The organism is Brevibacillus dissolubilis (assembly GCF_006170445.1).
In the GTDB taxonomy this organism is placed as follows: domain Bacteria; phylum Bacillota; class Bacilli; order Brevibacillales; family Brevibacillaceae; genus Brevibacillus_B; species Brevibacillus_B dissolubilis.
This window is the reverse complement of record NZ_VCNA01000003.1, coordinates 380,053-405,870: the sequence shown is the minus strand read 5'-3', so window position 1 is coordinate 405,870 and position 25,818 is coordinate 380,053. Positions and strand designations below refer to the sequence as shown.

Sequence of the window (25,818 nt, the reverse complement as noted above, 5' to 3'; positions counted from 1 at the left end):
AAATCCCTAGGCTATCCAGTGGTGAAAGCAGGCATAACTGTGATATAACTGAATAGATATACCTCGTACATAAAAGAATGCAGGGTGATTACTTGAGTAGACGATGGATTTTGGTCGATGCCGATGCTTGTCCCAGACAAGCCTTACAGACCGTTGCCAGACTGGCAAAAGAGTTTAACACGCAATACATTACCTATGCCAGCTTTAATCATCAGCTGCGCGGGGACAACCACATCATCGTCGATGCTTCTCCGCAGGCAGTAGACATCCGGCTCGCCAATGACACCAAGGCGGGCGATATCGTGGTGACCCAGGACATCGGGTTGGGAGCACTGGTGCTGGGCAGAGGAGCACGTGCATTGACACCGCACGGCAAAATTTTTGACAAAGAGCGGATCACCTTCGATCTGGAGGTCCGCAACGAAAAAGCCCGCTTCCGGCGCGGCGGGGGACGAACCAAAGGCCCGGCGGCACGGACAGCAGAGGATGAAGAAAAATTCGAGCGGTCGCTTCGCTCGTTATTGGAGAAGGGAGATGAGCAGACCATATGACTACCAACACAAATAAAACAACATGGTATATGTCACCGATGATTTGGCTGGCCTTGATCTGTGTAGGAGGTTTTGCCTATATGGCTCAACTGGTGATGGCAGGGCAGTCGAAACCATTAGACACAGAACTGTTTGGTTACGCCCGGTCTATTGAAGCTCCGTGGCTGACGGACCTGCTTTCAGGGATCACGTTTCTTGGGGGCAGCGGATTTTTGTTGCCGGGCGGTATTCTCTTACTGATTGTGCTGTTTATCAAGGGCTATCGGTTGGAGACCTGGACATTGCTCGGTACAATGGGGCTTGGGGAGTTGTTGAATGAGGCTTTGAAGGAGTGGTTTGCCCGCCATCGTCCAAGCGGAGTCAACCTGATTGAACTTCCGGACTCGATGTCGTTCCCAAGCGGACATGCGATGTTTGCCGTTGTATTTTATGGATTCATCACCTATCTGCTGTGGCGCCTTATGGTCAAACAGGCAGGCGGACGTGCAGCGCTACTCATCATCAGCCTGCCGTTCATCTTCTCGATGGGCTTTAGCCGTGTCTATCTGGGTGTGCATTACCCGAGTGACGTACTTGCGGGCTATCTGGTCGGGACAGCGTGGATGCTCATCACGATTTATACGTACCAGAGCCTGTCCGCCGCTCAACCAGCAAAAAAGCAGCAGGTCGATACCCCGCCGCTTCCTAACTAAAACTGATATCCGAATTCACGCATCAGACTCAGCCATTTTTCTACGCTGGGTCTGTTTTTTTTGTCCCGGTGCAGGACGATGTAGGCAGAGCGCTTCGGGATTTCGGTACCGCTCACGGTGATTTCACGAAGCGTCCCTGCGGCCAACTCCGCTTTGGCCATCGAGCGGGTGAGCAGAGTGACCCCTAAGCCTTCCTTGACCAGATCGATGGCCACCTGTACTCCGTCCACCTGCAGGCGAGGCACATAGCCAGGCGGCAGTGTATTCCAGATCCAGTCAGTGAACGGCCTGCCCCAGTTGACGAAGATCAGCGGCAGACTGGCAAGGTGTTGCACATCGATTGATCCTGCCAGGGTACTCGGATGATCCGGCGCACCGACTAATACAATCTCATCCTCGAAAAAGGGGATCACCTCGTAGTTCGGCTGGGTGGGGGGAATATAGACAATGCCGATCTGAATAAGATGATCGTGCAAATACTGCACCACATCCCACGAGTGTCCAGAAAAGGTACGTACCGCCACATCGGGGTAGCGCAGGTAAAATTCTTTTAGCACCGGCTCCAGGATAAAGGTCCAGAGCGATCCGGCACTCCCGATCGCCAGTCTGTCTTCATACGGCTGCATCGACGATACCTCATGCAAGCCTTCCTGAACCAGCTGCAAAATCCGCTCAGCATACGGCAAAAGGGCGAGACCCGCCTGTGTAATCTCGACGGAGCGTTTATTGCGGATGAACAGGGGTTTGCCGACCTTTTCCTCCAGCTGCTTGATCCGCATCGTGACGGTGGATTGCACCAGATGCAGGGATTCAGCGGCTTTGGTGAAGTTCTTGGTCTGGGCCAGCGTCTGAAATGCTTTTAACTGATCGAGCTCCATAGCTTGTCTCTACCTCTTATTTGTTTTTTCGATTACTCTTAGCAAAAAACATCGTTTCTCAAATTATATATCTTTCTGTAAGCTGAGTGTAATAAAAATCACGTTTGCAGAAAAGAGTGTGATCACAATGAAAAATACGGAGTTGTTGCGAAGGATGCCTTCCGGGGTGAAATGGCTGTTAGTGCTCTCCGTGTTGATGAACATGGGCTTCTACGCACTGATCCCGTATCTGACCTTGCATGTAACCGGAAGCTACGGCTGGACGCTGGCGATGGCGGGGCTGATGCTTGGAGTGCGGCAATTTTCCCAGCAGGGGATCGCTTTTATCGGCGGGATGGTGGCTGACCGTTTCGGCTACAAGCTGACGATGATCCTCGGTATTTTTGCACGGGCGACGGGTTTTAGTGCCTTTGCCTTTTGTACGGAGACGTGGCAGTTCTTCGCCGCAGCAATCCTTTCGGGTCTGGGTGGTTCGTTGTTTGAACCGGCGATGGCTGCCTGCTATTCGATTCTGGCCCCCCAAGACATACGCAAAGAAGTCTTTGCCATGCGCAGTGTGCTCAACAATATCAGCATGGTCGGCTCACAGCTGATCGGCACGGCACTGGCGATGTTTGACTTCTATTGGCTGTCGCTGTTTGCAGGTGCAGCGTATTATGTGTGTATCCTTTTCGTAATGATCGGGATCCCGCCGATTGAAGCAGGCAACCGCTCGGGAAAAGTAACCGAGGGCATTCACCTCGTCTTTCGGGATCGTGCTTTCTTGATGTTCTGTGCAATTATGATCGGCTATTACTATATCTATATGCAAATCTTCCTCGCCATTCCCAAGTATGTCGAAGATGTGCTGGACAGCAAAACAGCAGTCGGGATTGTGCTTGCCACTGTATCCGTGATGGTCATCCTGTTCCAGATGAAGATCACCAAGCTGCTCGCGGGTCAGACCCAGCATTTTACCCTGATCGGCTTCGGGACACTGCTGATGAGCATCGGCATGTTTCTGTTCTCATTCTCCAATACGCTCTGGATGATTATGATCGATGTGTGCATCTTCTCGCTTGGGACGATGATTTCCAACCCGTATCTGGTAGACATGGTGCCGCGTTTTGCGCCTAGGGAGCATATTGGTGCATACTTCGGCTTCAGCGGCTATTCGATAGCCATCGGCGGATCGATTGGTACGGTGCTGGGCGGCTGGATGTATGACCAAGGTCAGGTACTGCACATGTCTTGGCTTCCATGGGGCTTCTGTCTCTTGATCGGGATGATCGTCGCGTGGGCGATGTACCGGATGGAGCGGAGTGCGAAGGTGTCGGCTGTGGCGAAGGTGATGTAGGGTTTCGGATACAGATTCTGATATAGAAATGATGCAATGGCCTCTCTGGCTTCCCGATCGAGGAAGTTGGGGAGGTCTTTTTAGGTTGTCAAGAGGAGAAGGGAGGGATGGTTAACCTTTACAAGGATACATGATGTACATATAATCAAGCGTGACTATAAATCGATCATCGGCCAATAGGTCTAGAGGTGACAAAAGGAGCGGGATTCATGATCGTACCTGTGTTGAAAGAACTTGTCATAACGGGTGACCCCAATTTATACGGAGAACTTGAGTTGTCATCTACGAGGGATATCGGTGATGATTTTAGATTAGCGGGAACTGCGTGTATAGGCAGTCGTGACTCGCTAGGCGCTGATTTCTTTGATTTTACCGTCATCACCCCAAAACGTTTAATGAAGGAACTGGAAGGACGCCCGGTCATATGCTCTAGGGGATATGTGATCGTACGTGAATGTAATTTGGAACGAATCAGGGATTGTATCAACGAAATCTTAAAAGATTGTCATCGGCCAACATGGGAAGAGGTCGGATGGGCGATTAACCGATATCTCCACTGGGAGTATGGAGTGGTGATCAAGTATGAAACCCTTGATGAGATGAAAGCGAGAATAGAGGGCAACGAGTGAACAAAGACGACTTGCTTTTTACTTACAAAGAAAATCATAAACGTAGGATTATTTTTTGGCTAAGTATTTGGGTTGCGGTAACTTGTCTCTTGATCCTAAACCGTGTTGGGCTCCTCTGGACAGGGTTCGGTTCCTTGATTCCGCTCATGTGGTCGATCGCTATGATCTGGTGAAATAAGACATGCTTATGTTTCGAATGCTTCATGATGAAACAAAGCGAATGGAGGATCACAGTGGTAGTTGGGGAATTCTTTTTCTTCCTAATCGTTTTGGTACTCGGGGTGGCTCATACATTTTTCCCCAAGCAAGTATTATGGTTGGAAAAAAATACAGGAATCAATCTTCAGAATGAAAAAGAAGAGGAGAAGGAAAAAGAGCAAGGGGAAGAAAGAACTATTTTGTTGTTTCGGATCATGGGTGTGATACAACTCGTTTTTGCATTTTGCTTTGTTATTTATTCCTTTCTGAACTAGCAATTCGAATGAATACGAATAAGAACAGGAGTTAAAAAATGGAACGTAATGTTGCAGAAAGCATATTCTTGTTTCTATTCGGGATTCTCTTCGCTTTTTTCCCAAAGTACGCGAGAGTCTTTACATCATATGAGGTGTTTCAAAAAGTTCCGGAGCCCTCTTTGGTTACAAAGATATGGAGACGCGGTTGGGGAATCATTTTCTTGCTCTTATCATGTTACGGATTTTATAACAATTATGTAGCCCATTCATAATGGGATAAACAAATAAGTCTTGTAAGGAGTGGAACGAACAGGATCATGAGTACAAAACAAAAAATCATATTTTTCCTTGTAGTTTTTGGATTTATTAAGGTAAGTACAATATCTATGTTTTTCCTAATGGGACAAAAGCATGAAGCCGAGATCAACAGAGTGATCGAAGCCACTGGAGCCAAAGTTACCGACATCGATACCGTTTTCGGAGACCAGCATCCTTTTGACGGAAGAAGCAGCACAAATACGGTGTACAAGATCACCTATGAGCGGGATGGAGCGACCTATATCGCATGGTATCGGGGGCTTAATAACATGAGTGATATTCACGATCGACCAAGTAAGGGTTATCCAGAGGAATGGTTTTTCGAAGAATAGGCGGCACCGGCATTCAATTGAACAGGGAAACGAGAGGAACCCGAATATAGGACAGTCGATCATGTCCTATATTCGGGCTTTTTTATCTGAACTTTCTTGAGTAAATAAATTCCGTAATCGGAACCACGACAAAGGTCAAACAAACAACAAAGGCCAGAGGCAGATTCTTAATCGCATCCAAATGAACAGCACCTTCAGAAATAAATAACGTACAGACAGATAAAATCATCAGCACATAATAACTGATTTCCCCACTTTGCGTCTTGATATGCCGGTCCAACTCATCTTTGTCCTTATTGCCGTAAGGATTACCCCAGGTCAATGATTGGAAGAGATACGAAAGGCTCAGGCAACCGAAGAAAATGGTACTTACATCAACCGCTCCTACCTGAACCCATCGAAACACCCCATACCCGCCAATGATCAGGAATAATAGCAACGATCCAATCACACTGAATTTTTTCATAACAACCGTCTCCTTATTTAGTAGGGTTGGAAAAGCTCGTCAACAGTCACACCCAGATGGTTGGCCAAGTCGAAAGCTAATTGAAGACTGGGATCGTATTTGTTGTTCTCGATTGCATTGATCGTCTGTCTGCTTACGTTACAGAGCTCAGCCAGCTTTCCTTGTGAAATATTTTTCTGTTCACGAAGTTCCTTAATTCGATTCTCCATGTGACTTATGCACCTTCAATTCCGCTTTGGTGTAAAACATATTTGACACCTAAAATATAAAACAAGAAAATATTGGTGTCAAATGTTTTTTACACCTATGATCTTGATTCATGTCTACCCCTATTCCTAAAACCAAAGAGTACCAAAGAATCATTTTTATCTTATAAAAAATTATCAATAGACAAAAAACATTTGATAAGATAAATTGTAGATATATTTTTACAATAAAACCATGTTATGGAGGTTTTGAAATGAAGTCGAGACACATTCTTTCTTCTTTTCTCGCAACAAGCCTGCTGCTGACCGGAACATCTGCCATGGCCGCTGCTACCGCTCCTGCCACAGACGCACCGCAACGGATCGCATCTGATGTATTCCTCAATCAGATCAACGTTGACAATATCTACAACGATGTCGCTTATCTGGCCAAAGCACCGCGTGAAGCCGGAACCAATGCGGAGTACCAAGCCGCACTCTATATCAAAGGAAAATTCGATCAATTCGGCTATACCACCACACTTCAGCGCTTTACCATCTGGAAAAACTACATCGCAGCGGGCGTTGATTCCCATGACAAGAACAAGCCTTTTGAATTGAACCAGAATAAAGTCGTCAACGTGAACAAAGCAACGGACGCAGACCTGAAAAATGTAGACCTGAAAGGCATGTACGCCATGATCACCCCAGGCGGCACCCCGATCAAGGAAAAAATCAAAAAGGTGATGAAAAAGGGAGCCATCGGGGTCATGATGCTGGACACCTCCTTTCAAGGGATCGATAAGGAGGGCAAACAGCTCGTCAAGCAAGACAGTGAAACTGCGAACATCCAAAAACAAGTGGAAGATACCGTTGAACTCAAAAGCATCGGGGTGGACGCGTATTACTACTCCTACAACGTCATCGCCAAGCTGGCTCCTAACTCCACCTCCAACCTGAATGAAATCGTCATCGCTGGTGCGCATCACGACTCTGTCCCGAATGGCCCTGGGGCAAATGATGATGCATCCGGTACCGCCACCGTCATCGAGCTGGCGCGTGTCATGGCTCTGACCACCCGTGATACAGAAGTACGTTTCTGCACATTCGGTTCCGAGGAATTGGGTATTCTTGGATCCAATGCATATGTGAACACATTGACCACGGATGAGATCAGCAGAACCATCGGTGAATTCCAACTCGACATGGTGGGCAGCCCGAATGCAGGCTCTCTCATCATGTACACCGTAGATGGCTACAAGAACGTCGTCACAGACCTCGGTGCGACCGCCGCTGCCAAGCTGTATACCGTGATCCCGTACGGCAAGCTGGGCCGCAGTGACCACGAGCCATTCTATAAAAAAGGGATTCCAGCAGCCCTGTTCATCTACGCTCCTGTAGAGCCACAGTACCACACCGCACAAGATACCATCGCAAACATCAGCAAGACCAGACTGAGCCAGACAGCGAGAATCGTCGGTGATTCCCTCTACCAGATCACTAGCCCGTCCACACCTTCCTTCAAGACCTACAAGAACTTCTTCACTCCGGTTAACTATTCGTTCGAGAACAGACCAGTACAATAGGAAATGCTAGAATCATAGATAGAAAAGCAGAACCCCAGTCGAGTTTCCGTGCTCGTCTGGGGTTTCTTTTTGTAGTCTGATAGAATAGAGAAATGGGCATTAGCATCGACGACTTGATAGTTTGTAGCTTACACCAGAAAAAGGGGTTGTTGTTCACCTGTAAAAATCGTTGTATCCTCTAATGTTCAATGCCGATAAAAATAATATAGAGAGGAGTAATCTGATGAAAAAAACCAGAAAAAAACGACTCGCTCCCACACTCAGCCTACTAACCGCCACAGCCCTTGGACTTACACTGCTCGGTGGCGGAGAGGCACGAGCCATCTATACAACTACTACTATCAATAACCAGATCCAACCGATTCAACCAACCGAACTGACCAATAAAACCGAATTCCGCGTCGAACTGGGCGGTGATTCTACACCCGAACTCCTGCGCTGGCAAAAGAAAAGCGCAACTGGGGCCTACCAAATCACGCTTACGGCAAGCCAAGGCATCGTGGAGACGATCCAAGCCCCTGTCTTTTTCCGCCCGACCCACAGCTACATAGCAGACGTCACAGGTGATCATACCCAAGATCTGGTGCTCGTCCTCCACGAAGAAGCATCCGGCGGTACCGTCCGCTATCTAGTGTTCCAAGGAGGCCCCAATCCGCGTCTGCTGTACCAATCCGATGACATCATACAAGGACAGGTGCAGGTGTATCCAGGCTACTTGTCGCTCCAGTATTCGGTCTATCAGGCAGGGGATTCCAATGCCTTCCCGTCTGAGCGGATCGCCGAAATTTACAGCGGCTCCCCATGGAAAAAACAGCGCCAAGAGCAAGCCCCGACCACGCGCCAAGCCCAGCGCCTAGAGGGGAAAGCGATGAAAAATCCGCCCTACCACGAAATCGAGCGGATGATCGAACAGGTGGCTGCCGAATACAAAATCCCGGCCGTATTGATGAAAGCCGTCGCATGGCAAGAGTCCTCCTGGCGCCAATTCGACGCCAACGGCAATCCGTTGATCAGCTATGACAACGGGATCGGGATTATGCAATTGACCAACCAGCCGAGCTTCGATCAGAACCGTCTGAAAACCGACATTCTCTACAACCTCCGCGCCGGGGCACAGGTTCTGCTTGAAAAGCGGAGCTATACAGACAGGGGTCTATTGCCATCAATTGGCAATATGGGGCAAAATGAAATGGAAAGCTGGTATTTCACCCTATGGGCCTACAACGGCTGGTCGATGTACAACAATCCGCATAACATTCCGAACAAATACCGAAAGACTGCCACGTATCAGGATACGGTGCTGCAGCTGACCCGTGATTATTTTGCCCAGCCGATCACACGGATTCCAAAAGAACAGATACCGGCTGACAGTGTTCCAAGCGGCCGTACCCCATATGTGACCCCGCAGCCCGTCCATCTCGCGGGTGAGGATGTTCGCCGCCGCAATCTGCAGGCAGGTGATACCGCACAGGTCTCCACTTTTGCCAGCTCCCTTAACGTCCGCAATGCGGCAGGTCTTGCCGGGCGTGTGATTGATTCGCTGCAATCTTATGAAAATGTGAAAGTGACAGGCGGCCCAATCGAGCGTGACGGCTTTGTCTGGTACGAGATCAAGAGCAAAGACGGCACAGGCTGGGCGGCGGCCCACTATCTCAATGCACTGATGCCCGAACGCATCTCGCTCATGGAGCTGTTGCGTGACAATCCGAACCGTCTGTTTGGCGCACAGGATGTCACTGACCCACGCCGGGCCTACCTGCAATCCACTACGGCCAATATCCGATGGGACGAGACCGAAGAAAATGGTGGTGTAAACAAGCTGCTCCGCGCCCAGCCGCTGCATAGCCTATGGGTAGAATGGACGGCAGCCAATCCGCGCACAAAGCTTCCGGGCGAGTCCGATCAGGGCTTTTTACGCGGGAGCAATCTGACCTATGGAGAGACCAACGTACCGCAGTATCGCTCCATTCAGCTTGCGTTTGGCACAGAGATGGACGGCGTAGGCGCAGACCAGTTCAAAGAACAGCTTGTCCTGCTTGATTCATCGGGCAACCCGGTCTCCATCCAAGCGGTGAAGAGCCGCTCCAACGGTAATATCTGGTCCATCTCATCTTCACAAGATGCGTGGAAAAAAGGGGAGACCTATACCCTGCACTACCTCGGGCTGCCAATCGTCCGCTACACCACAGCTGCCCAAGACACCGTCTCCACCCAAGGCTTCCAAGTCTATGGCAAAACTCAAAAGAACATCCCATTGACCAAGCGCTTCGAGATCGGGATGACCAAACGGATGGATGCCAAGAGTGTCACCGAGGCCAATGTCTGGCTGGAGGATGATACCGGGCAAAAAGTCCCTGCCACCATCACCCTGTCATCCGATAAGCGCAAAATTTCGCTCCAGGCAAAAGAAAGCCTTGATCCTGGCGCGTATTATCTCGTCAAAATCACGAAGGGCCTGCGTTCCGAAACAGGTGTGCAGCTCCAACAAAATTGGATTTATCCATTTTACACGGAATTTCCATAAGTTTTATGTAACGTTTTCATCGCTTCATCGTATTATTTAGTAGAGAGCACACATACCTGATGCCTAATTGATAGGTATGGTGCGTGAAAGCGAGGGAACCATGGTTATGGAAGAAGGTAAAAAGCTGAAGCAAATGTTGTTAGTGACAGGCTCATTTGGCTTTGTGATCGCAACTATGGTTGTCATCACCGAGATTGTACGTTTGACCACTCAATCATAAAACATAGAGATCGACGAAAAAAGCTTTCGAACTGACAAAGTTCGAAAGCTTTTTTGTGATATTCCTAGATTTGGGAACTTTCTTTTCGACAAATGTCGACTTTCTGTGGATAACTTTTTCATGTAAATCCACATCGGAAAATATAGGAATTTTGCGCTTTTGCACACCTTGCCCACAAGTTGCCAACAAGATACCCACATGTTCTGTGGATATCAGAACGGTTGTTCGTGATCTAGCAACATGATACAATGAGCTTACAAATCAAGGGGGAGGTGACAAACGTGAGATACTTAAGCGATAGTTTACTACTAGAAGTATACCAGCGTGCTGTCGACCTTCAATTAGAGCCTGCGTTCATTGAACTTCTCAAAAACGAGATTCAACGACGCAATCTGGAACGGACAGAAGCGAGCGCATAGAATAAGAGACAGAGACACGCGCATGGTAATGTGACATCCAGTATCACTTGGCCCCCTGCATGCAGCTTCGCAGGGCGGCGTTTTTATTGGTTGATTAGCTCAAAGGCGATAACATTGTCGATCGGTGGACGCTTCAACAACAGATCCTCTGGAAGATAAAAATAAACGGGCCCGCGTTCACGGATCGGCTTGCCGTCTTTGGAAAACTGCAGAATCGCTTTTCTAGCCTCTTCAAGAGGCAACAGCACAGGTTCTGCGTCCTCTCTGATGATTTTGACATAGTTAGCCTCTGGATGCGGTTTCGCATTCTCGATAAAAGGAGCCAGCTTCACGCCATAGTCACCTTCAAGTACTTGGCGCTCTTCCGCCAGACTTTTGCGCTCGGAAGGAAGCTGTGCTCCTTCTCTTAATTCCCGCTCCCAGTGATCAGATGCGCCTCTGATGTAAGCAAGCCGCTCATCTTCGGCCTCATCTGTTTCTCCGGCATATGTACGAAGGTCAAACCTGCGATCATCGAAGACCCACACGGTAGGATCAAGCGTGATCGAATAGGTGACCAGACCTTTTATCATAATTACTTCAGCCAATTGGTACCCCTCCTCATCTTTCTCGTCCAAATTGTACCTTATCACCGACAACCCTGCAATCATCTGGCATGGTTTGTCTATTGCATGTCTATCCTAATAGAATCGATCATATCAAAACGAGGTGAAGGGCCACGCTATGATTTTCCCAGAAAAAACTCCTCATGAGATCAAAGCCGATCTGGAAGAGGCTTTGCTTCGTGCGCAGCCTTACACCCAGCAGGGACATCTGGCCGATTACATACCAGTGCTTGGCAAAAGCGATCCTTCGATGCTAGGGATCAGTGTCACGTTTCTGGATGGAACCACCGTTTCGGCTGGGGATACACAGGTCCCGTTTACGATGCAGAGTGTCTCCAAGATCTTTTCGCTGATCGTGGCACTTCAGGACCGGAGCTTTGATTATGTGTTTTCGCGGGTGGGGATGGAGCCGACGGGTGACCCGTTCAATTCCATCGTCAAGCTGGAGACGATCAAGCCGCATCGGCCGCTCAACCCGATGATCAATGCGGGGGCGATTGCGGTAAGCTCACTGGTCAGCGGCAGCACGGCCGATGAGCGGTTTGAGAGAATATTGGATCTGCTTAGGCGCATGTCAGGGAGACCAGACATTCAGCTGAATCAGGCGGTCTATCAATCTGAGCTGGATACGGCTGACCGTAACCGGGCGTTAGCGTATTTCATGCGCGACAGCGGGATCATCGAGGGGGACGTCGAAGAAATCCTCGATTTATATGTGCGCCATTGTGCGATTGAGCTGTGCAGTGCGGATCTGTCGCGGATTGCCGCGATTCTCTCTAACGACGGTTTTGATCTATTCACAGGCGAACAGATCGTGCCCCTGCCAATCGCCAGGATCGTCAAGACCTTCATGGTAACCTGTGGGATGTATAATGCGTCCGGTGAATATGCGATTTCGGTAGGGGTACCATCGAAGAGCGGGGTGTCAGGCGGCATCATGGCAACGGTACCCCATAAAATGGGAATCGGAGTCTTCGGACCGTCTCTCGATGAAAAAGGCAACTCGATTGGCGGGGTCAAATTATTGGAAGAACTGTCTGCAAGGTGGAACCTTAGCATTTTCTAAGGTTCTCTACCGCTTATCCTCTTTTCAAATGTCCCATAATGGCGTACTATGGAGGTATGTAGTTGGGTAAACGGAGGGATAGGTTTTGGCAGCGGATAGAGTTCCCGAACTGACAAGCAAAGCTTTGGCCCTGCTAAAAGCAGATGCGGACAAGATCTACAAACTAATCGACGTGCAGATGGAGAATCTGACCATGCCATCGTGTCCCCTTTATGAAGAGGTATTGGACACTCAGATGTTTGGTCTGTCCCGCGCAATCGAATTCGCTGTCCGCTTGGGGGTCGTAGAGGAGGCAACTGGCCGTGAAATCCTCGATCATCTAGAACGAAAACTGGCGACCCTGCATGAGATGTTCGACCAAGATCAGAAGTCATAAGTAAAAATGCTCGCTATCGGATAAAACCGGCGGGCATTTTTGTTTTTTTGTCACAGATCATGCGGTTCTAGTGATTGCCATTGTGATTGGGGCGCGATAGGCTTATCATGATGGATGTAGCTACTTGTTCGGAGGAGGAATCACACATATGAAAAAGATACAAAAGAACGGACTTCTTGCCGTGGCACTGGTTGTGATGACAGCATTGGCTGGTTGCGGGGCAGACACAGATACGGCGCAAGAGCAGCATCATGAGGCAGGTCATACGGATGCGACAGGACAGGCAGATGCCACAAAAGCGGAGGGAAGTACCGAGCAGGCACCAGCTTCCACTGCTCAGCCTGCTTCGGCACAACCGGCTGAGGCACATCCCCACCACGATGCAACCACTTCTACTGCTCAGCACGGGCATGGCGGACAAGCGGATATTCAATTTTTGACCACGACTGGATTTAAGGCGAACCAAGCAGCAGCGATGTCGGTTCAGCTCATGTCCGGTCATGACCCGATCACTGGGGCTAAGGTGAAGTTTGAATACTGGATCGGTGAGGAGCAGAAGCATACGTTTGTCGATGCGGCAGAAGGGGACAAAGGTGCGTATTCCGCTCAACTGACACTTGCAAAAGGGGAGTACCATGTCGTGGCCCATGCAGAGAAAGCGGCAGACCATCTGCACGATCATAAGGAAATGACGTTGAAGGTCGAGTAAGGATCAACGAAAGCCCGAGTAAAGACCCAGGGCACTAGGGAAGTCAATGATTACAGCAAAGAGAAACACCCCATCATTCGGAGTGTACAGGACGAACCACGGTTGTCGGGTTTCCAGTCTCTGAGTGATGGGGTGTTTTTGTTTTTGTGTTTTGTGAACCGTTTCGTTTCGTCCCTTTACACGAAGAAGAACGCAGTACCGAGGATGATATACACGGCAAGCAGGAGAACCCCTTCGTACCAGTTGGTTGCACCGTCACGGGAGATGGAGATTGCGATGAACGTCCCTACACCGATCGCGACCAACTCAAAGGTCGTAAAGACGATGTTCATCGGGTTGCCAAACAATAGGCTCAACAGTACCAGAACAGGTGCGACGAACAGAGCGATCTGCAGGCTGGAGCCGATGGCGATCTCGACAGCCGCACCGATCCGGCCTTTCATCGCCATGAGGATGGCAGCACTGTGCTCGGCGGCGTTACCGACGATGGCGACGACGAAAGCACCGACGAAGAGTTCAGACCAGCCAAGCGAATGGGAGACGAACTCAATGCTGTGTACGAGCCATTCGGACACGAGTGCGACGAAGAAGGTAGCAACCAACAGCATGGCGATGGAGACACCCTTGCTCCAGTCTGCGTGCCCGTCTTCCGGCTCGATGTCAGAGAGGAATTCTTTGTGCGTGATCATCGAGAAGATCAGCCAGAGGAAATAGCAGACGATCAGGATAACTGAGATCACGATGGACAGTGTGTTGATTTTGTCAGTGGAGAGTCCGCCCATGAATGCAGCCGGAATGAACAGTGCGATGATCGCCAGCATCATCAGGGAGGAGTTGTGACCTGCGAGCCTGTTGTTAAAGGTCTGCTCCTTGTACTTCAGACCCCCGGCAAGGACGCTCAAGCCCAATACCAAGAGCATGTTCCCGATGATGGAACCTGTGATCGATGCCTTCACCATGTCGAACAGACCCTCTTTGACCAGGAAAAAGGCGATGATCAGCTCAGCCGCATTTCCGAAGGTTGCGTTGAGAAATCCACCCACGCGGCCCCCTGCATAATAGGCCACGCTCTCTGTCGCTTTTCCCAACCAAGCGGCCAGGAAGACGACAGCGACAGCTGCTGAGATGAACTGAAGCATCTCATTGTGAGTCAAATAGTGCGCATACGCGGCAAGGGCCAAAGATGCACCCACCAGAATAAAAAACGTGCGCAATTTCACTGCTACTTCACCTCAATATGTATTTTTTGGTATAGAGAAAGAGAACAGTATTAAGTTTATCCAAATGGTGGGAGATTGTCACGTTTAATTGTATAGATTTAACTGCCCTCCGAAAAACTATAGACGTATCTGCAGGCAAAAGGAGGGAGCATTCTACCATGACCAGTCCATATTTTTGTCCGGTATGTAAATCCAATCGAATGCGTTTTACCATCATTGAACAAGTGCCGCGCTATGTCAGACTCCATCCACAGACAGGTGAGATGGTCGCTGAGATTTTGCAGGGTGACTTGGACGCGTTTCACAATCCGTATCGCGGCGACAACTTCTTGGTTCAATGCGGGGTATGCAGCACGATTGCCAATGAAGAGCGTTTTATCAAAACGGCCCAGAATGCGAATGCGACTGGAGCACTGGGGCAGAGATAAGCTCCGTACGCCAGAGATGATGAAGAAGAAAAGGATGCTCGATGGAAGCATCCTTTTTTGTATGGATCAAGCGTGTGGGTTTCAGGCTAAGCTTAGCGGCAAAAGATATGTTTGCCGATTCTCTTGACCTGTGGCCGTCCCCAAATCCATTTGGAGGTAGCGGTATGCGGGTTAAAGTAATAGATACAGCCACCTGTCGGGTCCCAGCCTTTGAGTGCGTCGCGGACGGCTTTTTTCGCTCTTTCATTTGGGGTCAGGTAGATCTGGCCGTCGGCTACCGCCGTGAATGCACCTGGTTCAAAGATGACGCTTGCCGGAGAATCAGGGAAACCGGAGTGGCGGGTACGGTTGAGGATAACTGCGGCAACGGCGACTTGCCCGATGTACGGCTCCCCGCGAGATTCACCGTAGACGGCGTTGGCCATCAGGTTGATGTCATTGCTGGAGTGAGAGGCTACGTGAGAGGTCGACTTTTTCTTGCTACGCGCTGGATTGACGTATGTAGGACGCCATTTTTTCGTCGCGTTGTAGAGCTTGACTTTGGTTTTGGCTCCGAGTACCCCGTCAACGGGAAGACCGAACTCGTATTGGAAACGACGAAGCGCCCAATAGCTGCGCCAACCGAAGTCACCATCGATGGTACCTGTGTAATAGCCGAGATATTTTAAGCGGCCTTGCATTTCTTTGACGTCTGAGCCTGCGGCACCGACTTTGACAATCCGCTTGCTGAAGGCTTCCGACGTTTGCGGCATACTGCCAGAAATCGCGGCAAACGTAATCACTGTCGCGGCGAGCAACCAGAACAGCTTAGCAAATCGTTGCATGCCGGATCAACCTCCCTTCGTAATTTCCATTGCAGTTGTATTGTGTCCTGTGTGCCAACGGTTTAAGAGGAAAATCAGGTGTTAAATGTTGGGCGAATGGTGAAACTAACCGTAACAATTGGAATGGGAAAGGGTGGGATATGGTGAAAGTCAATGAATACTTGACCGAACAATTGGCCAGATGGGGAGTCACCCGCATCTATGGCGTGACAGGTGACGCGATCCTGCCTTGGCTCGATTCGCTTGGAAAACAAACCAATATCGAATACATCCGTTGCCGCCATGAATCCACGGCTGCGATGATGGCGTCCGCAGAAGCCAAATTAACAGGCAAACCAGCCGTCTGCATCGCGACGTCTGGACCAGGTACAGCCAATCTGATCAATGGTCTTGCTGACGCGCATATTGACCATGTGCCAGTCGTGGTGATTACCGGGCAGGTGGAAACCTACAAGCTTGGCGGCAATTATAAACAATATATTGATCAACAAAAGTTATACGGAGCGATCACTCATTACTCAACCGTGGTGGCCCATCCCAATATGATCGGCCAAGCCCTGCACAAAGCGTTTGTCGGTGCCATCTCTCAAAAAGGGGTGACCCACCTGTCGATCTGCAAGGATATGTTTACACAGGAGACCCAAGAGCCGCTGTTGGATCGACTGCCCGACCCGCTTCAGCATACCTTTGTGCAAAAAGAGGTGGCCCGGCAAGCGCTGGAGATGATGGCTCAGGCGAAAAAGCCGTTGGTGCTCTTAGGTGTCGGAACCCGTGACATTTCCAAGATGGTGCAGCAGTTCGTGGAGCAGCTCGGCGCAGGCGTCTTGCTGTCGCTGGGAGCCAAGGGAGTGATCCCGCACAACCATCCACAGGTCATCAGCGGATTAGGGGACGGTGGTACGCATACAGCCCTGCAGGCGTTGCAGGAGGTGGACTTGCTGGTGATTCTTGGTTCGACCTGGTTCCCCCGCGATTACATCCCGAACAACCTGCCGATGATCCAAGTGGATGAGAATCTGGAGGCATTCCATGCGTATCCCAATCTGACGACGGTTTTGGGACAATTAGAGGAGGTTCTGCCGACATGGGTACAGGGGCTCAAACGGATGAAGCCGATGAACATGGATTGGCTGTACCGCCTCCACACCCTGCATGATGGGGCAGTGCTTGAGATGGAACAGATGTTACATGACGACCGGCAGGCTTTTGGTGCTCCAGATCGGGTGATGCCGCAGACCTTGATTCGTGCCATCGAGCAGGCGGTAAATGAAGACGCACTGATCGCGTTAGATACCGGCGAACACACCGTCTGGTTCAACCGCGTGTTTCGGGCGACCAAGCAGCAACCTCTCTTCTCTGGCAAATGGCGCACGATGGGATACGGTCTCCCCGCTGCGATTGCAGCCAAAAAGGTATATCCCGACCGGCAAGTGGTCGCGATCGTGGGAGACGGCGGTCTGCTGATGGCGCTCGGTGAATTGATGACACTTCGCGAACAGCAGCTGCCCATCACCATTTTTGTCGTCAATAACGGCTCACTCGGTCTGGAGGAACATAAAATGCAGCAGGAAGGCTTTGACCTGTTCGGTACGCGGATCACCAACCCTGATTTTACGCTGTTAGGGCAGGCATTTGGATTGGATGTCGTCCGCATTGAACACGCAGGTGAATTGCCGCATCTCGTCAAATGGGCCTTGTCGTCCAACCAGTCTACCCTCGTGGATGTGAGCTGCACCTTACCGACTTTGAAGCCGATCCAGAAAAATGAGTTTACGTCTATCGAACAAAAGATGAATCAATGATGGCACTGTGAAATGTCGAAGGATTTTTTACACGATAAAGGAATGTTGAGAAAAATTGTGAATGAACTTGTAATAGATGGCCCAATGAGGAGGGGAGTCCCATGGAGAAGACCAGAGGAGAGGTGTTTGTCGCCGATCATGTGGTAGCCGTGTTTGCCGGTATGGCCGCGCTCGAAATCGAAGGCTTGGCCCTTGGCAACGGTGGTCTGTACGAGGACTTGAGCAAACGTTTTGGCGCCGGTGGCAAAAATCTGACGAAGGGCATTTTGGTTTCGCTCGGTGAAGATGGTGCGGTCATTGAAATGCGTGTGCAGGTACGCTATGGAGCAAGGATTCATCAGCTGTGTCTTGAACTGCAGGATAAAGTAAAAGAGAATGTGGAAACGTTTACAGGGTTGATCGTGCGTGAGGTTAACGTGCGTGTGGAGGGGATTGAGACGGCCGTGTGACCTTTTTGTGGCGTGGGGTTAGGAGAGGCGGCAGCTTGCAAGTGGCTTGCCTTCTTTAAAAACCCGAAGGGGTCAAGACTGTCCGCTCCAGAAAAAGAAAGGACTACGTACGGGGAAAAAGGCTCGAAGAAGCTGAACCAAACGAAGGGGTTTCCCCTGGGACGATTCGAAGAAGTCGAATCGTCCTTTCTTTTTCCTCCGCTCGGTTGGTTTTTAAAAGAGGCGCACCCCTTGCAAGCTGCCGCCTCTCCTGCCAGCCGTAGAGCAAGGTCAAACCATCGTTGCAAAAGAAAAAGATAAAAAGGAAAAAACATCATATTTGAGATGTTTATGCTTAGTTCGAAGAGTCGGCAGCTTGCAAGTGGCTTGCCTTCTTTAAAAACCCAAAGGGGTCAAGACTGTCCGCTCCAAAAAAAGAAAGGACTACGTACGGGGAAAAAGGCTCGAAGAAGCTGAAGCAAACGAAGGGGTTTCCCCTGGGACGATTCGAAGAAGTCGAATCGTCCTTTCTTTTTCCTCCCATTCACCTCTATATGTGTAAAAAATAACACGGCTCCCCACGATAGCTGGACGCCCTCTTCTTCTTTTTCCTGCAGGCCAGCAAGAGAGTGTGAGGAGCATCTGTTTGTAAGGAGACCGGCTGAACGAAGTGAGGGAAAGGCGACTGGAAAACAGATGCTCCTCACACTCCCCACACTCCTCCCGGAGTATGAATCAAAAAAAGAAGACCGCCGACCACAATCCGTCGACAGCCTCATTTTTTTTACGCATTATTCCCCACAGTCTTCTGCTTGTTCACTTCACGCGAAGCACTTAGCAGAATGCCTGTCCCGATCATACATACCAACAGGGAGGACCCCCCATAACTCACAAAAGGCAACGGAACCCCGGTAATCGGAATCGTCCCCGTGACACCGCCGATATTGATCATCGCCTGAATCCCGATCATCGCGACGATGCCGACCCCAGCGAGGCTGGCGAACGTGTCCTGGGATTTGAGACAGATAAAAATCCCGCGCAGCAAAAATGCAATATAAATCAGGAGGAAGAGACAAGTGCCAAGGAAACCCAGCTCCTCTGCAATCACCGAGAAGATAAAGTCCGTGTGTGCTTCTGGCAGATACAGATACTTCTGCAAACTCTGACCAAAACCAGATCCAAACATCCCGCCCCGCGCAATCGCGAAGAACGACTGAACGAGATGGTAGTCACTGCCGAGCATATCGTTCCACGGGTCAGTGTACGATAAGACACGGGACAGCGCGTGGTCTTTGGTAAGGATATAGGTGGTCACAATCAGGCCAAAAGGCGGAACTGTCAGTATAAACAGATGGGACAGCCTCGCACCGCCAGCGACAAGAATCACCCCGGCTGTACCGAGCATGATCGCCGCCGTACCCAAGTCAGGCTGCAGGGCCACTAAGATGAAAAACAGAGCCGTGATGACCAAAGGAGGAATCAGACCCTTTTTGAAATCTCGGAACTGGTCTCCTTTTCTGGCAACAATGGCAGAGAGATAGAGGATCAGCCCAAGCTTGGCGAACTCTGAAGTCTGCAGACTCATCGGACCGATTTTAATCCAGGAGCGGGCCCCGTTGGCTTCATTACCGATCCCCGGAATCAGAACCATCAGCAGAATCAGGATACTCGTAAATCCAATCGCAAAAAAACGTTTTTTATAGAAAGCAAAGGGGACGTTCATCGCAAACAACATCCCAACAAGCCCCATAATGGCCCACATGATCTGCTTTTTGGCAAAATACAGCCCGTCCCCGCCGCATAGTTCTGTGGGGCATCCTTTGAAAGTATAAATACCAGTTGAGGCGTAGATGTAACTGGAGCTAATCACCATGGTAATCCCGAAGCCTACTAGCAAAAAGGCAAGAATCAAGAGCAGGAAATCAGGGACGCCTCGTGATTTCATCGGAGAAAATACCCCCTTTACGTGAAACAGAGAGGCGCGAAGCTCTCCTCTCTGTTTGGTTTATTAGTGGCTGCTCAGTTTTTCTTTGAGAGCCGCAAGTTTTTGTTTCGCGATGTTGAGAACTGGGTCTGGCATTGGTGCATCGTAGTCGAGACCGTGTGGGAAGAGGTGTTTACCCAAGAATGGCTCTTCCAGCTTCAGGATTGCATCTGGATCTTCCAGCTTGCCTTCGATCGCATGACCCTGAATACGGAGGTAGTAAGCTTGACCTTTATCAACGATTTTGAAGTCATATGTAGCGTGAGCATAATCCCAAGCTCCACGATAAAAACCGATGGCATCGAAAGCATGATCAAGGTCAGCGAGCGTACCTTCGAGGTTGCCAATGCCTGTATCTTTAATTAACATCTAGTCTTCACTCCTCAAGGATATTCACTCTCTTATGATAGTAGTTTTTTGCTATAAGTGCAATCGCCAATGCAGAAATGTCTACAAAGTTGTCACGAACTCCATTTTTGCATGAAAAAAGATGCGTCAGGAGACAATACAAACGATATCTTGGAAGGAGGAGATTTGTAATGGCTCAACGCATTGTGCGTGAAATCATGACCAAAGACGTTTCCACTGTAACTTTGCTCGATAACGTATATGAAGTAGCGGTGAAAATGAGAGACTGGAATGTAGGGATTATTCCAGTTGTTAATGAAGAAAAAGACGTTGTGGGTGTCATCACCGACCGTGACATCGTTGTTCGCGGCCTGGCAGAAAAACGCGAAGGCTCTGCAAAGGTAGAAGATGTGATGTCCAAAGGTGTCGTCGTGGTGACTCCTGAAATGACTGCGGATGATGCAGCACGCCTCATGGCGAAAGAACAAATCCGCCGTCTTCCAGTTGTGGATAACGGAAAGCTGGTGGGGATCGTAGCCATCGGTGACCTTGCAGTACGCAACGTGCTTCAAAACGAAGCGGGCGAAGCGCTTGCTGTGATTTCTGAGACAACTGGTCAGCATCAACAATAAATTTAATTTTAATGGGACACACTCGGGTACTGCTCGGGTGTGTTTTTTCTATTATCATTGATTGGGGGGAAGGGAGAGACGACGGCTTGCAATCCGCTCGCCTTCTTTAAAACCCGCGAGGTGTTAGCACTGGCCGCTCAGAAAAAGAACGAGCTAAGACCGGTGCAAAAGGGTTCGAGGAAGCGGACTCGAACGGAGAGGTTGCCCCTGGACATATGCAAGGAAGCAAGATCGCTCGTTCTTTTTCTTCCACTGAGCAGGTTTTAAAAGAGGCTCGCTGCTTGCAAGCCGTCGTCTCTCCCAGCGGAACCATTAGATAACAAAAAGAATAGAAAAACCAAAACCCTACAAAATATCCGAATCTCCCACTTTACATTAACGTAACGTCAACGTTTATGATGATACCAAGAACACATAAACGAACAGGCAGGGATGACATACATGCACATCAAAGAAATTTCCGATCGTCTGCAAATCACACCACGAGCGATCCGATTTTACGAGCAAAAAGGACTGCTTTCTCCAGCCAAGGAAGATCAGTCAGGCTACCGCACGTTTACGGAGGAGGAAGCATGGCGTCTTCAGACCATCATTGCGTTGCGGGAGGTGGGGATGTCGATTGACGGGATCAAAAAGGTACTGTCCCAAACCACCGGCCGGGATGGCGGAGATATTTTGCCGTATCTGGAGCTGCAGCGCTCTTATATGTATGACCGTTGGGTAGAGCTCAAGCATATGATTCAGACGACCGAGTCGATGATTGAAAAGCTGCGCGAGGATGCGGCACTTGATCCGTCGGCACTCTATACGCTGGCTGAAGGGAATAAACGCCTGCGTCAGACCCGTCAGCAGTGGGTGGACCGTTGGGATTTTAACCGGATGGCTTCGACCTATGACGACATGGTGAACCGACAGCAGGAGTCAGATCAGAATGGATTCAAACCGCATGAAAATTATGAACAGGTGCTGGATCGTGTCGTCACCATCACAGCACCCGCCGCAGAAGAGCATGGTCTGGATATCGGTACTGGTACGGGAAATCTGGTCAAACGCTTTACCCATCTGACACGTCAGATGTCCGCCACCGACCAGTCAACCGAGATGCTGCGGCTCTGCAAAGAAAAGAACCCGAGCGTCGAGACCAAGCTGGGCAATTTTTTGGCGCTGCCGTATTTGGATCACCAGTTTGACTTTGTTGTAAGCACCTACGCTCTGCATCATCTGACCGAGGAGCAGAAGGTTCTGGCGCTCACCGAATGCAAGCGGGTACTCAAGCCGGGGGGCCGTTTTGCGATTGCCGATCTGATGTTTGCCGACGAAGCGAGCAGATCCGCACAGCTAGATGAACTGAAGCAACGCGGGGAACACAGCACCGTAGAGTCGATCGAAGATGAGCATTATGCCGACCGCACCCGCTTGAGTGAGGCCGCCCGGCAGTTAGGCTTTACGGTACAAGTCGAACAACTCACCCCTTACGTCCATCTGGTTGTGGGATGGCTGAAGTAAGCTTTTGCAACGAGGAGTTCATCGGGGAGTCCGCTTATCCCTATGCAGTGGGCCCGGATGGTACTGAAACGGCGCTCCCCTCGTGTAACACATCGCCCGCTTCGGGCATAGGCTGTAGCGTACACGAGGAAAGGGGGATTCACATGGGTTTCTTCGACAGCTTCGGTGGCGATAACGAGGAGATTTTGTGGATTATCATCATTGTAGTGGTGCTGTTTTTCTTTCTCAGTGACCGCGACTAATCCGCCCATATAGAAACGACCTACTATTCTGGCAGGTCGTTTTTGTCTGACATGGACAAGTTTGTTACAATCATAGAGAAAAGAGAGTTTTTGCAGAGGAGTGAACCGGGTGATTTTACATAGAGGGGACGTCTTGTTCCGGCAAGGCGAATCAGGCCCATTGTACCATGTCAAAAGCGGGCTGTTCAAAGTACTGCGGCTACAGGAGGACGGCAGTCAGTTTTTGTTCAATATTATCGTGCCGGGAGAGTATATCCCGCATCACTCATTGATATCGCCAAAAGACTACCACGGCACCGCGATCGCCCTGATGACCAGCGAGGTCGAGGTGATCCCTGGAGCGGAATGGTACCAGCGGCTGGCTGAGAATCCAGAGCAGTACCGCGATGTCGCTATGCTGTTACAGACCAAGCTGCGCATGATGCAACAGCGCATCGACATGCTCACCGCCGTCGCGCCGATCCAACGGCTGGAATTGTTGGAGGCATGGTTTGGCTCGTATTTCCCGGAGTCTAATCTGACGCAGGTGTTGACCCAAGAGGAGATCGGCCAGCTGATCGGGGTACGGCGGGAGACGGTCAATCGGATTTTGAAGCAGAGATACTCCACATAATTCATGCAATCGAATACAAGAGCTACCAAGAACTCCTTTCCATGCGAAAGGAGTATTTTTGTATAGATGAGCCTAATACGGTAGAATGCTCCCATAAACAACGGATAATATTCTTTAAAAATTTCAAAGTATTTAAAATTAATTGTTAATATCTGTATATATAACAAAATAAAGTAACTGTGTGCAACAATCACAATAACAGGAGTGATTTCAGATGGTAACGGATGTACAATTGCCTGTTTTGACTGCGGATCTTGTAGCGACGGCACTGAAAAGCGATGGTGTTCTGAGAGTGATGGATGTCGAGTCGCTGAAAAAGATCGAGGAGCGTTATCGTAGATTCCTCTATTTGGCTTCGAAATACCCTCACCAGCCGCTTGCTCCGAGCCACGATATTGATGAAATGTGGCATTTGCATATGATGAACCCGCGCAGCTATTATCATGATTGTATGAATTATCTCGGAGGCTTGATGGACCACTATGGTGGATTTGGGAGACCAGAGGAGGAGCGGCCTACACTGAATAATGTTTTTGAGTCGACGATGAGCCTGTACGAAGCGGAATTCGGCGAGAAATATTTTAATGAATTGACCGTGAGAACCATGCGTTTGCTGGAGCGCGTCGAGCAGACTTTGCTCGGAGCATCCCCAAGTGCGCCGGCGGAAGCGCAGGCAAAAGTCTGCCTAGGAACGGCGGAAGCGCAGGCAAAAATCTGTCTGGGAGCGGCGGAAGCGCAGGCAAAAGTGTGTCTGGGAACGCCGGAAGCGCAGGCAAAAATCTGTCTAGGAGCACCGGAAGCGCAAGCAAAAATCTGTCTGGGAACGCCGGAACCGCAAGCGAAAATCTGTCTGGGTTCAGCAACGCCACAGGCGAAAATCTGCCTGGGAGTATCCGCGCCACAAGCGTAAATGTCCCGACTTTAGCTCTATGCTTGAAGAAACCGGTGTCCTATCAATTCCTCAATTCTGAACAGAAAAAAGCGATATCACATAAGCGATTGAAAAGTAGAGTCACAGTGACGAAAAACTCCCTTCCTGTTTTCTCAACAGGGGGAGTTTTATTATGAGATCATTTATATCATCGAATTATCACGATTAGGAACTCCAATCGTACTTGGAGCTCTGAATCCCTTTGCCCACCGGATTTTGGATCGTTGGAGAAGGTCTCACGCATCTTTTGGTCAACGGTGTTGTTTGGGAAGTGCTTGTTCGTTTTCATTAGGATCACCTCCTAGAAAAGAAATACGATTTTATTGCTCCGCACACCAATAAAACACCAAAAAAACGGACACACTACCTACTAGACCAATCGTATCAAAACAAGGAGTGTGTCTCGATGAACTGGAAACGCATCATGGAACGCTTCATGTATGGACTCATCATTGTAGCTGGCGTGGAAGCGTCCCTATTCTACTACGATCACCATATGAGCAAGTCTTTGCCCGACGCAGGTGCAGAGCAGCATGCCCACAAACAGCAGGAGGCCCAATCGGTAGAACCATCAGCCACATCACCCAAGACAGAGGATGACAAGTCCAGCGCCAAGCAGCCAGAGGCTGTCACCGTCAGTGCGTCAAGCCCGAGTCAAGCCCAGCCGAGCTTTGAAGTGAAGCACCAGCTTCAAGGGGATGATCTCCACCTGAATCTCACCGTCAAAAATTTCCGCTTCTCTCTGGAGAACATGGGCAAGGACAACAAGCATGGTGAGGGCCACGTCCACCTCTATCTGGACAGCAAAAAGGTAGCTAAGATTTTTGACAGCACGTATGTATACAAAGACGTTCCTGCAGGCAAACACACCATCATGCTGGAGCTTGCCAACAACGACCACAGCTCCTACGGCGTGAAAAAGACGCTTACGATCGAAGTGAAATAAACCGTGGAGATAGCGTCAAATAGACAGCAAAAAAGCAGAGGCGGCTAAGCACCTCTGCTCTTGCTTTTTTAGGCGAAAACGACTTTAATGGTGGTTGATGTCTTAGGCAGGGAGATCACCGCAGTCGGATAGCTGATCACTTGGATCGTCATCGCACCGTCCGCTGGTTTCTGTTCGCTGACATAGACCGTTGTTACGCCATTAGCCGTTTCCACTCGGTTGATGACAGGCTTGAAGCCGCCTTTGTTGCGCTGACCAAGTCCGATGGCGACATAGGTTTGATCTGCTGCAGGGACGACCTTGTAACCGCCTTGCTTGCGGATCTGCTCCAAGGCTTGATCGACGTCAGCCGGGTATGGAGCTTGAACTAGCTCATAGGCTGGTGCGTTTGCTTTATCTGTCACGTTGCTTTGCTGTTGAGCCGTGTTCTCCGTTGTTTTCTCCGTAGCATCTGCCTGTGGCAGTGCTTGGCAACCCATGAACACGAACGCTACAGCGAACAGCGATATCATCATCATTTTCATGTTTTTCATTATGGAATATCCCTCCAAGTAATCAAGTAATCAC

30 protein-coding genes are annotated in these 25,818 nt (G+C 49.7%); 20 read left to right on the top strand and 10 right to left on the bottom strand.

What is annotated here, in order from left to right:
• Window positions 1-92 precede the first annotated feature (92 nt).
• Window positions 93-551: a YaiI/YqxD family protein gene (locus FGI41_RS08025; protein WP_139489436.1), complete on the top strand. Its 459-nt coding sequence runs from the start codon at window positions 93-95 to the stop codon at window positions 549-551.
• Window positions 548-1,243, top strand: a complete 696-nt coding sequence (locus FGI41_RS08020; protein ID WP_139489435.1) for a phosphatase PAP2 family protein — start codon at window positions 548-550, stop codon at window positions 1,241-1,243. Before FGI41_RS08025 ends, FGI41_RS08020 begins: the two co-directional genes overlap by 4 nt.
• Here FGI41_RS08020 and FGI41_RS08015 read toward each other — a convergent pair.
• Entirely contained in the window at window positions 1,240-2,121 is an 882-nt protein-coding gene (locus FGI41_RS08015) for a LysR family transcriptional regulator (protein WP_139489434.1), read from the bottom strand. The genes FGI41_RS08020 and FGI41_RS08015 overlap by 4 nt on opposite strands.
• A 166-nt stretch (window positions 2,122-2,287) precedes the next feature.
• Between FGI41_RS08015 and FGI41_RS08010 the strand changes: the two genes are divergently transcribed.
• The 4 genes from FGI41_RS08010 to FGI41_RS07995 all read left to right on the top strand — a co-directional run bounded on the left by FGI41_RS08010 (window position 2,288) and on the right by FGI41_RS07995 (window position 5,191).
• Window positions 2,288-3,457: an MDR family MFS transporter gene (locus FGI41_RS08010; RefSeq protein ID WP_255298369.1), complete on the top strand. Its 1,170-nt coding sequence runs from the start codon at window positions 2,288-2,290 to the stop codon at window positions 3,455-3,457.
• Between the two features lie 209 nt (window positions 3,458-3,666).
• Window positions 3,667-4,086 carry an Imm8 family immunity protein gene (locus FGI41_RS08005; protein WP_139489432.1) on the top strand — a complete coding sequence of 140 codons (420 nt, stop codon included), beginning with the start codon at window positions 3,667-3,669 and terminating at the stop codon, window positions 4,084-4,086.
• A 233-nt stretch (window positions 4,087-4,319) separates the two neighbouring features.
• The gene (locus FGI41_RS08000; protein ID WP_139489431.1) at window positions 4,320-4,559 is read left to right on the top strand and encodes a hypothetical protein; all 240 of its coding nucleotides are present in this window, start codon (window positions 4,320-4,322) and stop codon (window positions 4,557-4,559) included.
• 299 nt (window positions 4,560-4,858) lie between these two features.
• Window positions 4,859-5,191: a hypothetical protein gene (locus tag FGI41_RS07995; protein ID WP_139489430.1), complete on the top strand. Its 333-nt coding sequence runs from the start codon at window positions 4,859-4,861 to the stop codon at window positions 5,189-5,191.
• An 82-nt stretch (window positions 5,192-5,273) separates the two neighbouring features.
• On the opposite strand, the gene FGI41_RS07990 is transcribed toward FGI41_RS07995, so the two are convergent.
• Together FGI41_RS07990 and FGI41_RS07985 are read right to left on the bottom strand one after the other, a co-directional pair.
• On the bottom strand, window positions 5,274-5,657 hold the full coding sequence (locus FGI41_RS07990) for a hypothetical protein (RefSeq protein WP_139489429.1): 384 nt from the start codon (window positions 5,655-5,657) through the stop codon (window positions 5,274-5,276).
• Window positions 5,658-5,674: 17 nt separating this feature from the next.
• On the bottom strand, window positions 5,675-5,866 hold the full coding sequence (locus FGI41_RS07985) for a helix-turn-helix transcriptional regulator (RefSeq protein WP_139489428.1): 192 nt from the start codon (window positions 5,864-5,866) through the stop codon (window positions 5,675-5,677).
• Between the two features lie 251 nt (window positions 5,867-6,117).
• Between FGI41_RS07985 and FGI41_RS07980 the strand changes: the two genes are divergently transcribed.
• The 3 genes from FGI41_RS07980 (at window position 6,118) to FGI41_RS07970 (ending at window position 10,591) form a co-directional block, all read left to right on the top strand.
• On the top strand, window positions 6,118-7,428 hold the full coding sequence (locus FGI41_RS07980; protein ID WP_139489427.1) for a M28 family peptidase: 1,311 nt from the start codon (window positions 6,118-6,120) through the stop codon (window positions 7,426-7,428).
• Between the two features lie 223 nt (window positions 7,429-7,651).
• The gene (locus tag FGI41_RS07975) at window positions 7,652-9,952 is read left to right on the top strand and encodes an Ig-like domain-containing protein (protein WP_176560179.1); all 2,301 of its coding nucleotides are present in this window, start codon (window positions 7,652-7,654) and stop codon (window positions 9,950-9,952) included.
• A 501-nt stretch (window positions 9,953-10,453) separates the two neighbouring features.
• Window positions 10,454-10,591 carry a sporulation histidine kinase inhibitor Sda gene (locus tag FGI41_RS07970; RefSeq protein WP_139489425.1) on the top strand — a complete coding sequence of 46 codons (138 nt, stop codon included), beginning with the start codon at window positions 10,454-10,456 and terminating at the stop codon, window positions 10,589-10,591.
• Window positions 10,592-10,674: 83 nt separating this feature from the next.
• Here FGI41_RS07970 and FGI41_RS07965 read toward each other — a convergent pair whose 3' ends face one another.
• A complete protein-coding gene (locus FGI41_RS07965) occupies window positions 10,675-11,178 on the bottom strand; it encodes a molybdopterin-binding protein (protein ID WP_139489424.1) in 504 nt (167 codons plus the stop codon).
• A gap of 136 nt (window positions 11,179-11,314) precedes the next feature.
• On the opposite strand from FGI41_RS07965, the gene glsA reads away from it, so the two are divergent.
• The 3 genes from glsA to FGI41_RS07950 all read left to right on the top strand — a co-directional run bounded on the left by glsA (window position 11,315) and on the right by FGI41_RS07950 (window position 13,347).
• A complete protein-coding gene (gene glsA / locus FGI41_RS07960) occupies window positions 11,315-12,262 on the top strand; it encodes a glutaminase A (protein ID WP_139489423.1) in 948 nt (315 codons plus the stop codon).
• An 85-nt stretch (window positions 12,263-12,347) separates the two neighbouring features.
• Window positions 12,348-12,638 (top strand): Fpa/YlaN family protein, encoded by a 291-nt coding sequence (locus FGI41_RS07955; RefSeq protein WP_139489422.1) that lies wholly within the window; start codon window positions 12,348-12,350, stop codon window positions 12,636-12,638.
• Between the two features lie 148 nt (window positions 12,639-12,786).
• Window positions 12,787-13,347: a FixH family protein gene (locus FGI41_RS07950; RefSeq protein WP_139489421.1), complete on the top strand. Its 561-nt coding sequence runs from the start codon at window positions 12,787-12,789 to the stop codon at window positions 13,345-13,347.
• Between the two features lie 176 nt (window positions 13,348-13,523).
• Here the strand turns inward: FGI41_RS07950 and cax are convergent, their stop codons facing one another.
• The gene (gene cax / locus FGI41_RS07945) at window positions 13,524-14,567 is read right to left on the bottom strand and encodes a calcium/proton exchanger (protein ID WP_139489420.1); all 1,044 of its coding nucleotides are present in this window, start codon (window positions 14,565-14,567) and stop codon (window positions 13,524-13,526) included.
• A gap of 158 nt (window positions 14,568-14,725) precedes the next feature.
• On the opposite strand from cax, the gene FGI41_RS07940 reads away from it, so the two are divergent.
• On the top strand, window positions 14,726-14,995 hold the full coding sequence (locus tag FGI41_RS07940; protein WP_139489419.1) for a hypothetical protein: 270 nt from the start codon (window positions 14,726-14,728) through the stop codon (window positions 14,993-14,995).
• Window positions 14,996-15,087: 92 nt separating this feature from the next.
• Here FGI41_RS07940 and sleB read toward each other — a convergent pair whose 3' ends face one another.
• Window positions 15,088-15,819 carry a spore cortex-lytic enzyme gene (gene sleB, locus FGI41_RS07935; protein WP_139489418.1) on the bottom strand — a complete coding sequence of 244 codons (732 nt, stop codon included), beginning with the start codon at window positions 15,817-15,819 and terminating at the stop codon, window positions 15,088-15,090.
• Window positions 15,820-15,959: 140 nt separating this feature from the next.
• On the opposite strand from sleB, the gene FGI41_RS07930 reads away from it, so the two are divergent.
• Together FGI41_RS07930 and FGI41_RS07925 are read left to right on the top strand one after the other, a co-directional pair.
• A complete protein-coding gene (locus tag FGI41_RS07930) occupies window positions 15,960-17,621 on the top strand; it encodes a thiamine pyrophosphate-binding protein (protein ID WP_255298368.1) in 1,662 nt (553 codons plus the stop codon).
• Window positions 17,622-17,722: 101 nt separating this feature from the next.
• A complete protein-coding gene (locus FGI41_RS07925) occupies window positions 17,723-18,070 on the top strand; it encodes an Asp23/Gls24 family envelope stress response protein (protein WP_139489417.1) in 348 nt (115 codons plus the stop codon).
• 763 nt (window positions 18,071-18,833) lie between these two features.
• Here FGI41_RS07925 and ftsW read toward each other — a convergent pair.
• The gene (ftsW, locus tag FGI41_RS07920; protein ID WP_139489416.1) at window positions 18,834-19,994 is read right to left on the bottom strand and encodes a putative lipid II flippase FtsW; all 1,161 of its coding nucleotides are present in this window, start codon (window positions 19,992-19,994) and stop codon (window positions 18,834-18,836) included.
• A 63-nt stretch (window positions 19,995-20,057) separates the two neighbouring features.
• Window positions 20,058-20,402: a YugN family protein gene (locus FGI41_RS07915; protein WP_139489415.1), complete on the bottom strand. Its 345-nt coding sequence runs from the start codon at window positions 20,400-20,402 to the stop codon at window positions 20,058-20,060.
• A 170-nt stretch (window positions 20,403-20,572) separates the two neighbouring features.
• On the opposite strand from FGI41_RS07915, the gene FGI41_RS07910 reads away from it, so the two are divergent.
• The 4 genes from FGI41_RS07910 to FGI41_RS07895 all read left to right on the top strand — a co-directional run bounded on the left by FGI41_RS07910 (window position 20,573) and on the right by FGI41_RS07895 (window position 24,284).
• Entirely contained in the window at window positions 20,573-21,013 is a 441-nt protein-coding gene (locus FGI41_RS07910; RefSeq protein ID WP_139489414.1) for a CBS domain-containing protein, read from the top strand.
• A 441-nt stretch (window positions 21,014-21,454) separates the two neighbouring features.
• A complete protein-coding gene (locus FGI41_RS07905) occupies window positions 21,455-22,519 on the top strand; it encodes a MerR family transcriptional regulator (protein ID WP_139489413.1) in 1,065 nt (354 codons plus the stop codon).
• A 351-nt stretch (window positions 22,520-22,870) separates the two neighbouring features.
• Complete coding sequence (locus tag FGI41_RS07900; protein WP_139489412.1) at window positions 22,871-23,374, top strand: Crp/Fnr family transcriptional regulator; 504 nt, start codon at window positions 22,871-22,873, stop codon at window positions 23,372-23,374.
• Between the two features lie 214 nt (window positions 23,375-23,588).
• Window positions 23,589-24,284 carry a glycine-rich domain-containing protein gene (locus FGI41_RS07895; protein ID WP_139489411.1) on the top strand — a complete coding sequence of 232 codons (696 nt, stop codon included), beginning with the start codon at window positions 23,589-23,591 and terminating at the stop codon, window positions 24,282-24,284.
• Between the two features lie 169 nt (window positions 24,285-24,453).
• On the opposite strand, the gene FGI41_RS24825 is transcribed toward FGI41_RS07895, so the two are convergent.
• The gene (locus FGI41_RS24825) at window positions 24,454-24,594 is read right to left on the bottom strand and encodes a hypothetical protein (RefSeq protein ID WP_176560178.1); all 141 of its coding nucleotides are present in this window, start codon (window positions 24,592-24,594) and stop codon (window positions 24,454-24,456) included.
• Between the two features lie 117 nt (window positions 24,595-24,711).
• Between FGI41_RS24825 and FGI41_RS07890 the strand changes: the two genes are divergently transcribed.
• Window positions 24,712-25,251, top strand: a complete 540-nt coding sequence (locus FGI41_RS07890) for a hypothetical protein (protein ID WP_139489410.1) — start codon at window positions 24,712-24,714, stop codon at window positions 25,249-25,251.
• A gap of 68 nt (window positions 25,252-25,319) precedes the next feature.
• Here FGI41_RS07890 and FGI41_RS07885 read toward each other — a convergent pair whose 3' ends face one another.
• A complete protein-coding gene (locus FGI41_RS07885; protein WP_139489409.1) occupies window positions 25,320-25,784 on the bottom strand; it encodes a protease complex subunit PrcB family protein in 465 nt (154 codons plus the stop codon).
• Window positions 25,785-25,818: the final 34 nt, after the last annotated feature.

What these genes read in the sequence shown, in the direction of transcription:
- FGI41_RS08015 (WP_139489434.1), bottom strand. Translation starts at nt 2,121, where the DNA reads ATGGAGCTCGATCAGTTAAAAGCATTTCAGACGCTGGCCCAGACCAAG.
- FGI41_RS07910 (WP_139489414.1), top strand. Translation starts at nt 20,573, where the DNA reads ATGGCTCAACGCATTGTGCGTGAAATCATGACCAAAGACGTTTCCACT.
- FGI41_RS07980 (WP_139489427.1), top strand. Translation starts at nt 6,118, where the DNA reads ATGAAGTCGAGACACATTCTTTCTTCTTTTCTCGCAACAAGCCTGCTG.
- FGI41_RS24825 (WP_176560178.1), bottom strand. Translation starts at nt 24,594, where the DNA reads ATGAAAACGAACAAGCACTTCCCAAACAACACCGTTGACCAAAAGATG.
- FGI41_RS07940 (WP_139489419.1), top strand. Translation starts at nt 14,726, where the DNA reads ATGACCAGTCCATATTTTTGTCCGGTATGTAAATCCAATCGAATGCGT.
- FGI41_RS07925 (WP_139489417.1), top strand. Translation starts at nt 17,723, where the DNA reads ATGGAGAAGACCAGAGGAGAGGTGTTTGTCGCCGATCATGTGGTAGCC.
- FGI41_RS07930 (WP_255298368.1), top strand. Translation starts at nt 15,960, where the DNA reads ATGGTGAAAGTCAATGAATACTTGACCGAACAATTGGCCAGATGGGGA.
- FGI41_RS07990 (WP_139489429.1), bottom strand. Translation starts at nt 5,657, where the DNA reads ATGAAAAAATTCAGTGTGATTGGATCGTTGCTATTATTCCTGATCATT.
- FGI41_RS08020 (WP_139489435.1), top strand. Translation starts at nt 548, where the DNA reads ATGACTACCAACACAAATAAAACAACATGGTATATGTCACCGATGATT.
- FGI41_RS07905 (WP_139489413.1), top strand. Translation starts at nt 21,455, where the DNA reads ATGCACATCAAAGAAATTTCCGATCGTCTGCAAATCACACCACGAGCG.
- sleB (WP_139489418.1), bottom strand. Translation starts at nt 15,819, where the DNA reads ATGCAACGATTTGCTAAGCTGTTCTGGTTGCTCGCCGCGACAGTGATT.
- FGI41_RS07915 (WP_139489415.1), bottom strand. Translation starts at nt 20,402, where the DNA reads ATGTTAATTAAAGATACAGGCATTGGCAACCTCGAAGGTACGCTCGCT.
- glsA (WP_139489423.1), top strand. Translation starts at nt 11,315, where the DNA reads ATGATTTTCCCAGAAAAAACTCCTCATGAGATCAAAGCCGATCTGGAA.
- ftsW (WP_139489416.1), bottom strand. Translation starts at nt 19,994, where the DNA reads ATGAAATCACGAGGCGTCCCTGATTTCCTGCTCTTGATTCTTGCCTTT.
- FGI41_RS07995 (WP_139489430.1), top strand. Translation starts at nt 4,859, where the DNA reads ATGAGTACAAAACAAAAAATCATATTTTTCCTTGTAGTTTTTGGATTT.
- FGI41_RS07895 (WP_139489411.1), top strand. Translation starts at nt 23,589, where the DNA reads ATGGTAACGGATGTACAATTGCCTGTTTTGACTGCGGATCTTGTAGCG.
- FGI41_RS07975 (WP_176560179.1), top strand. Translation starts at nt 7,652, where the DNA reads ATGAAAAAAACCAGAAAAAAACGACTCGCTCCCACACTCAGCCTACTA.
- FGI41_RS07950 (WP_139489421.1), top strand. Translation starts at nt 12,787, where the DNA reads ATGAAAAAGATACAAAAGAACGGACTTCTTGCCGTGGCACTGGTTGTG.
- FGI41_RS08005 (WP_139489432.1), top strand. Translation starts at nt 3,667, where the DNA reads ATGATCGTACCTGTGTTGAAAGAACTTGTCATAACGGGTGACCCCAAT.
- FGI41_RS07885 (WP_139489409.1), bottom strand. Translation starts at nt 25,784, where the DNA reads ATGAAAAACATGAAAATGATGATGATATCGCTGTTCGCTGTAGCGTTC.
- FGI41_RS07985 (WP_139489428.1), bottom strand. Translation starts at nt 5,866, where the DNA reads ATGGAGAATCGAATTAAGGAACTTCGTGAACAGAAAAATATTTCACAA.
- FGI41_RS07890 (WP_139489410.1), top strand. Translation starts at nt 24,712, where the DNA reads ATGAACTGGAAACGCATCATGGAACGCTTCATGTATGGACTCATCATT.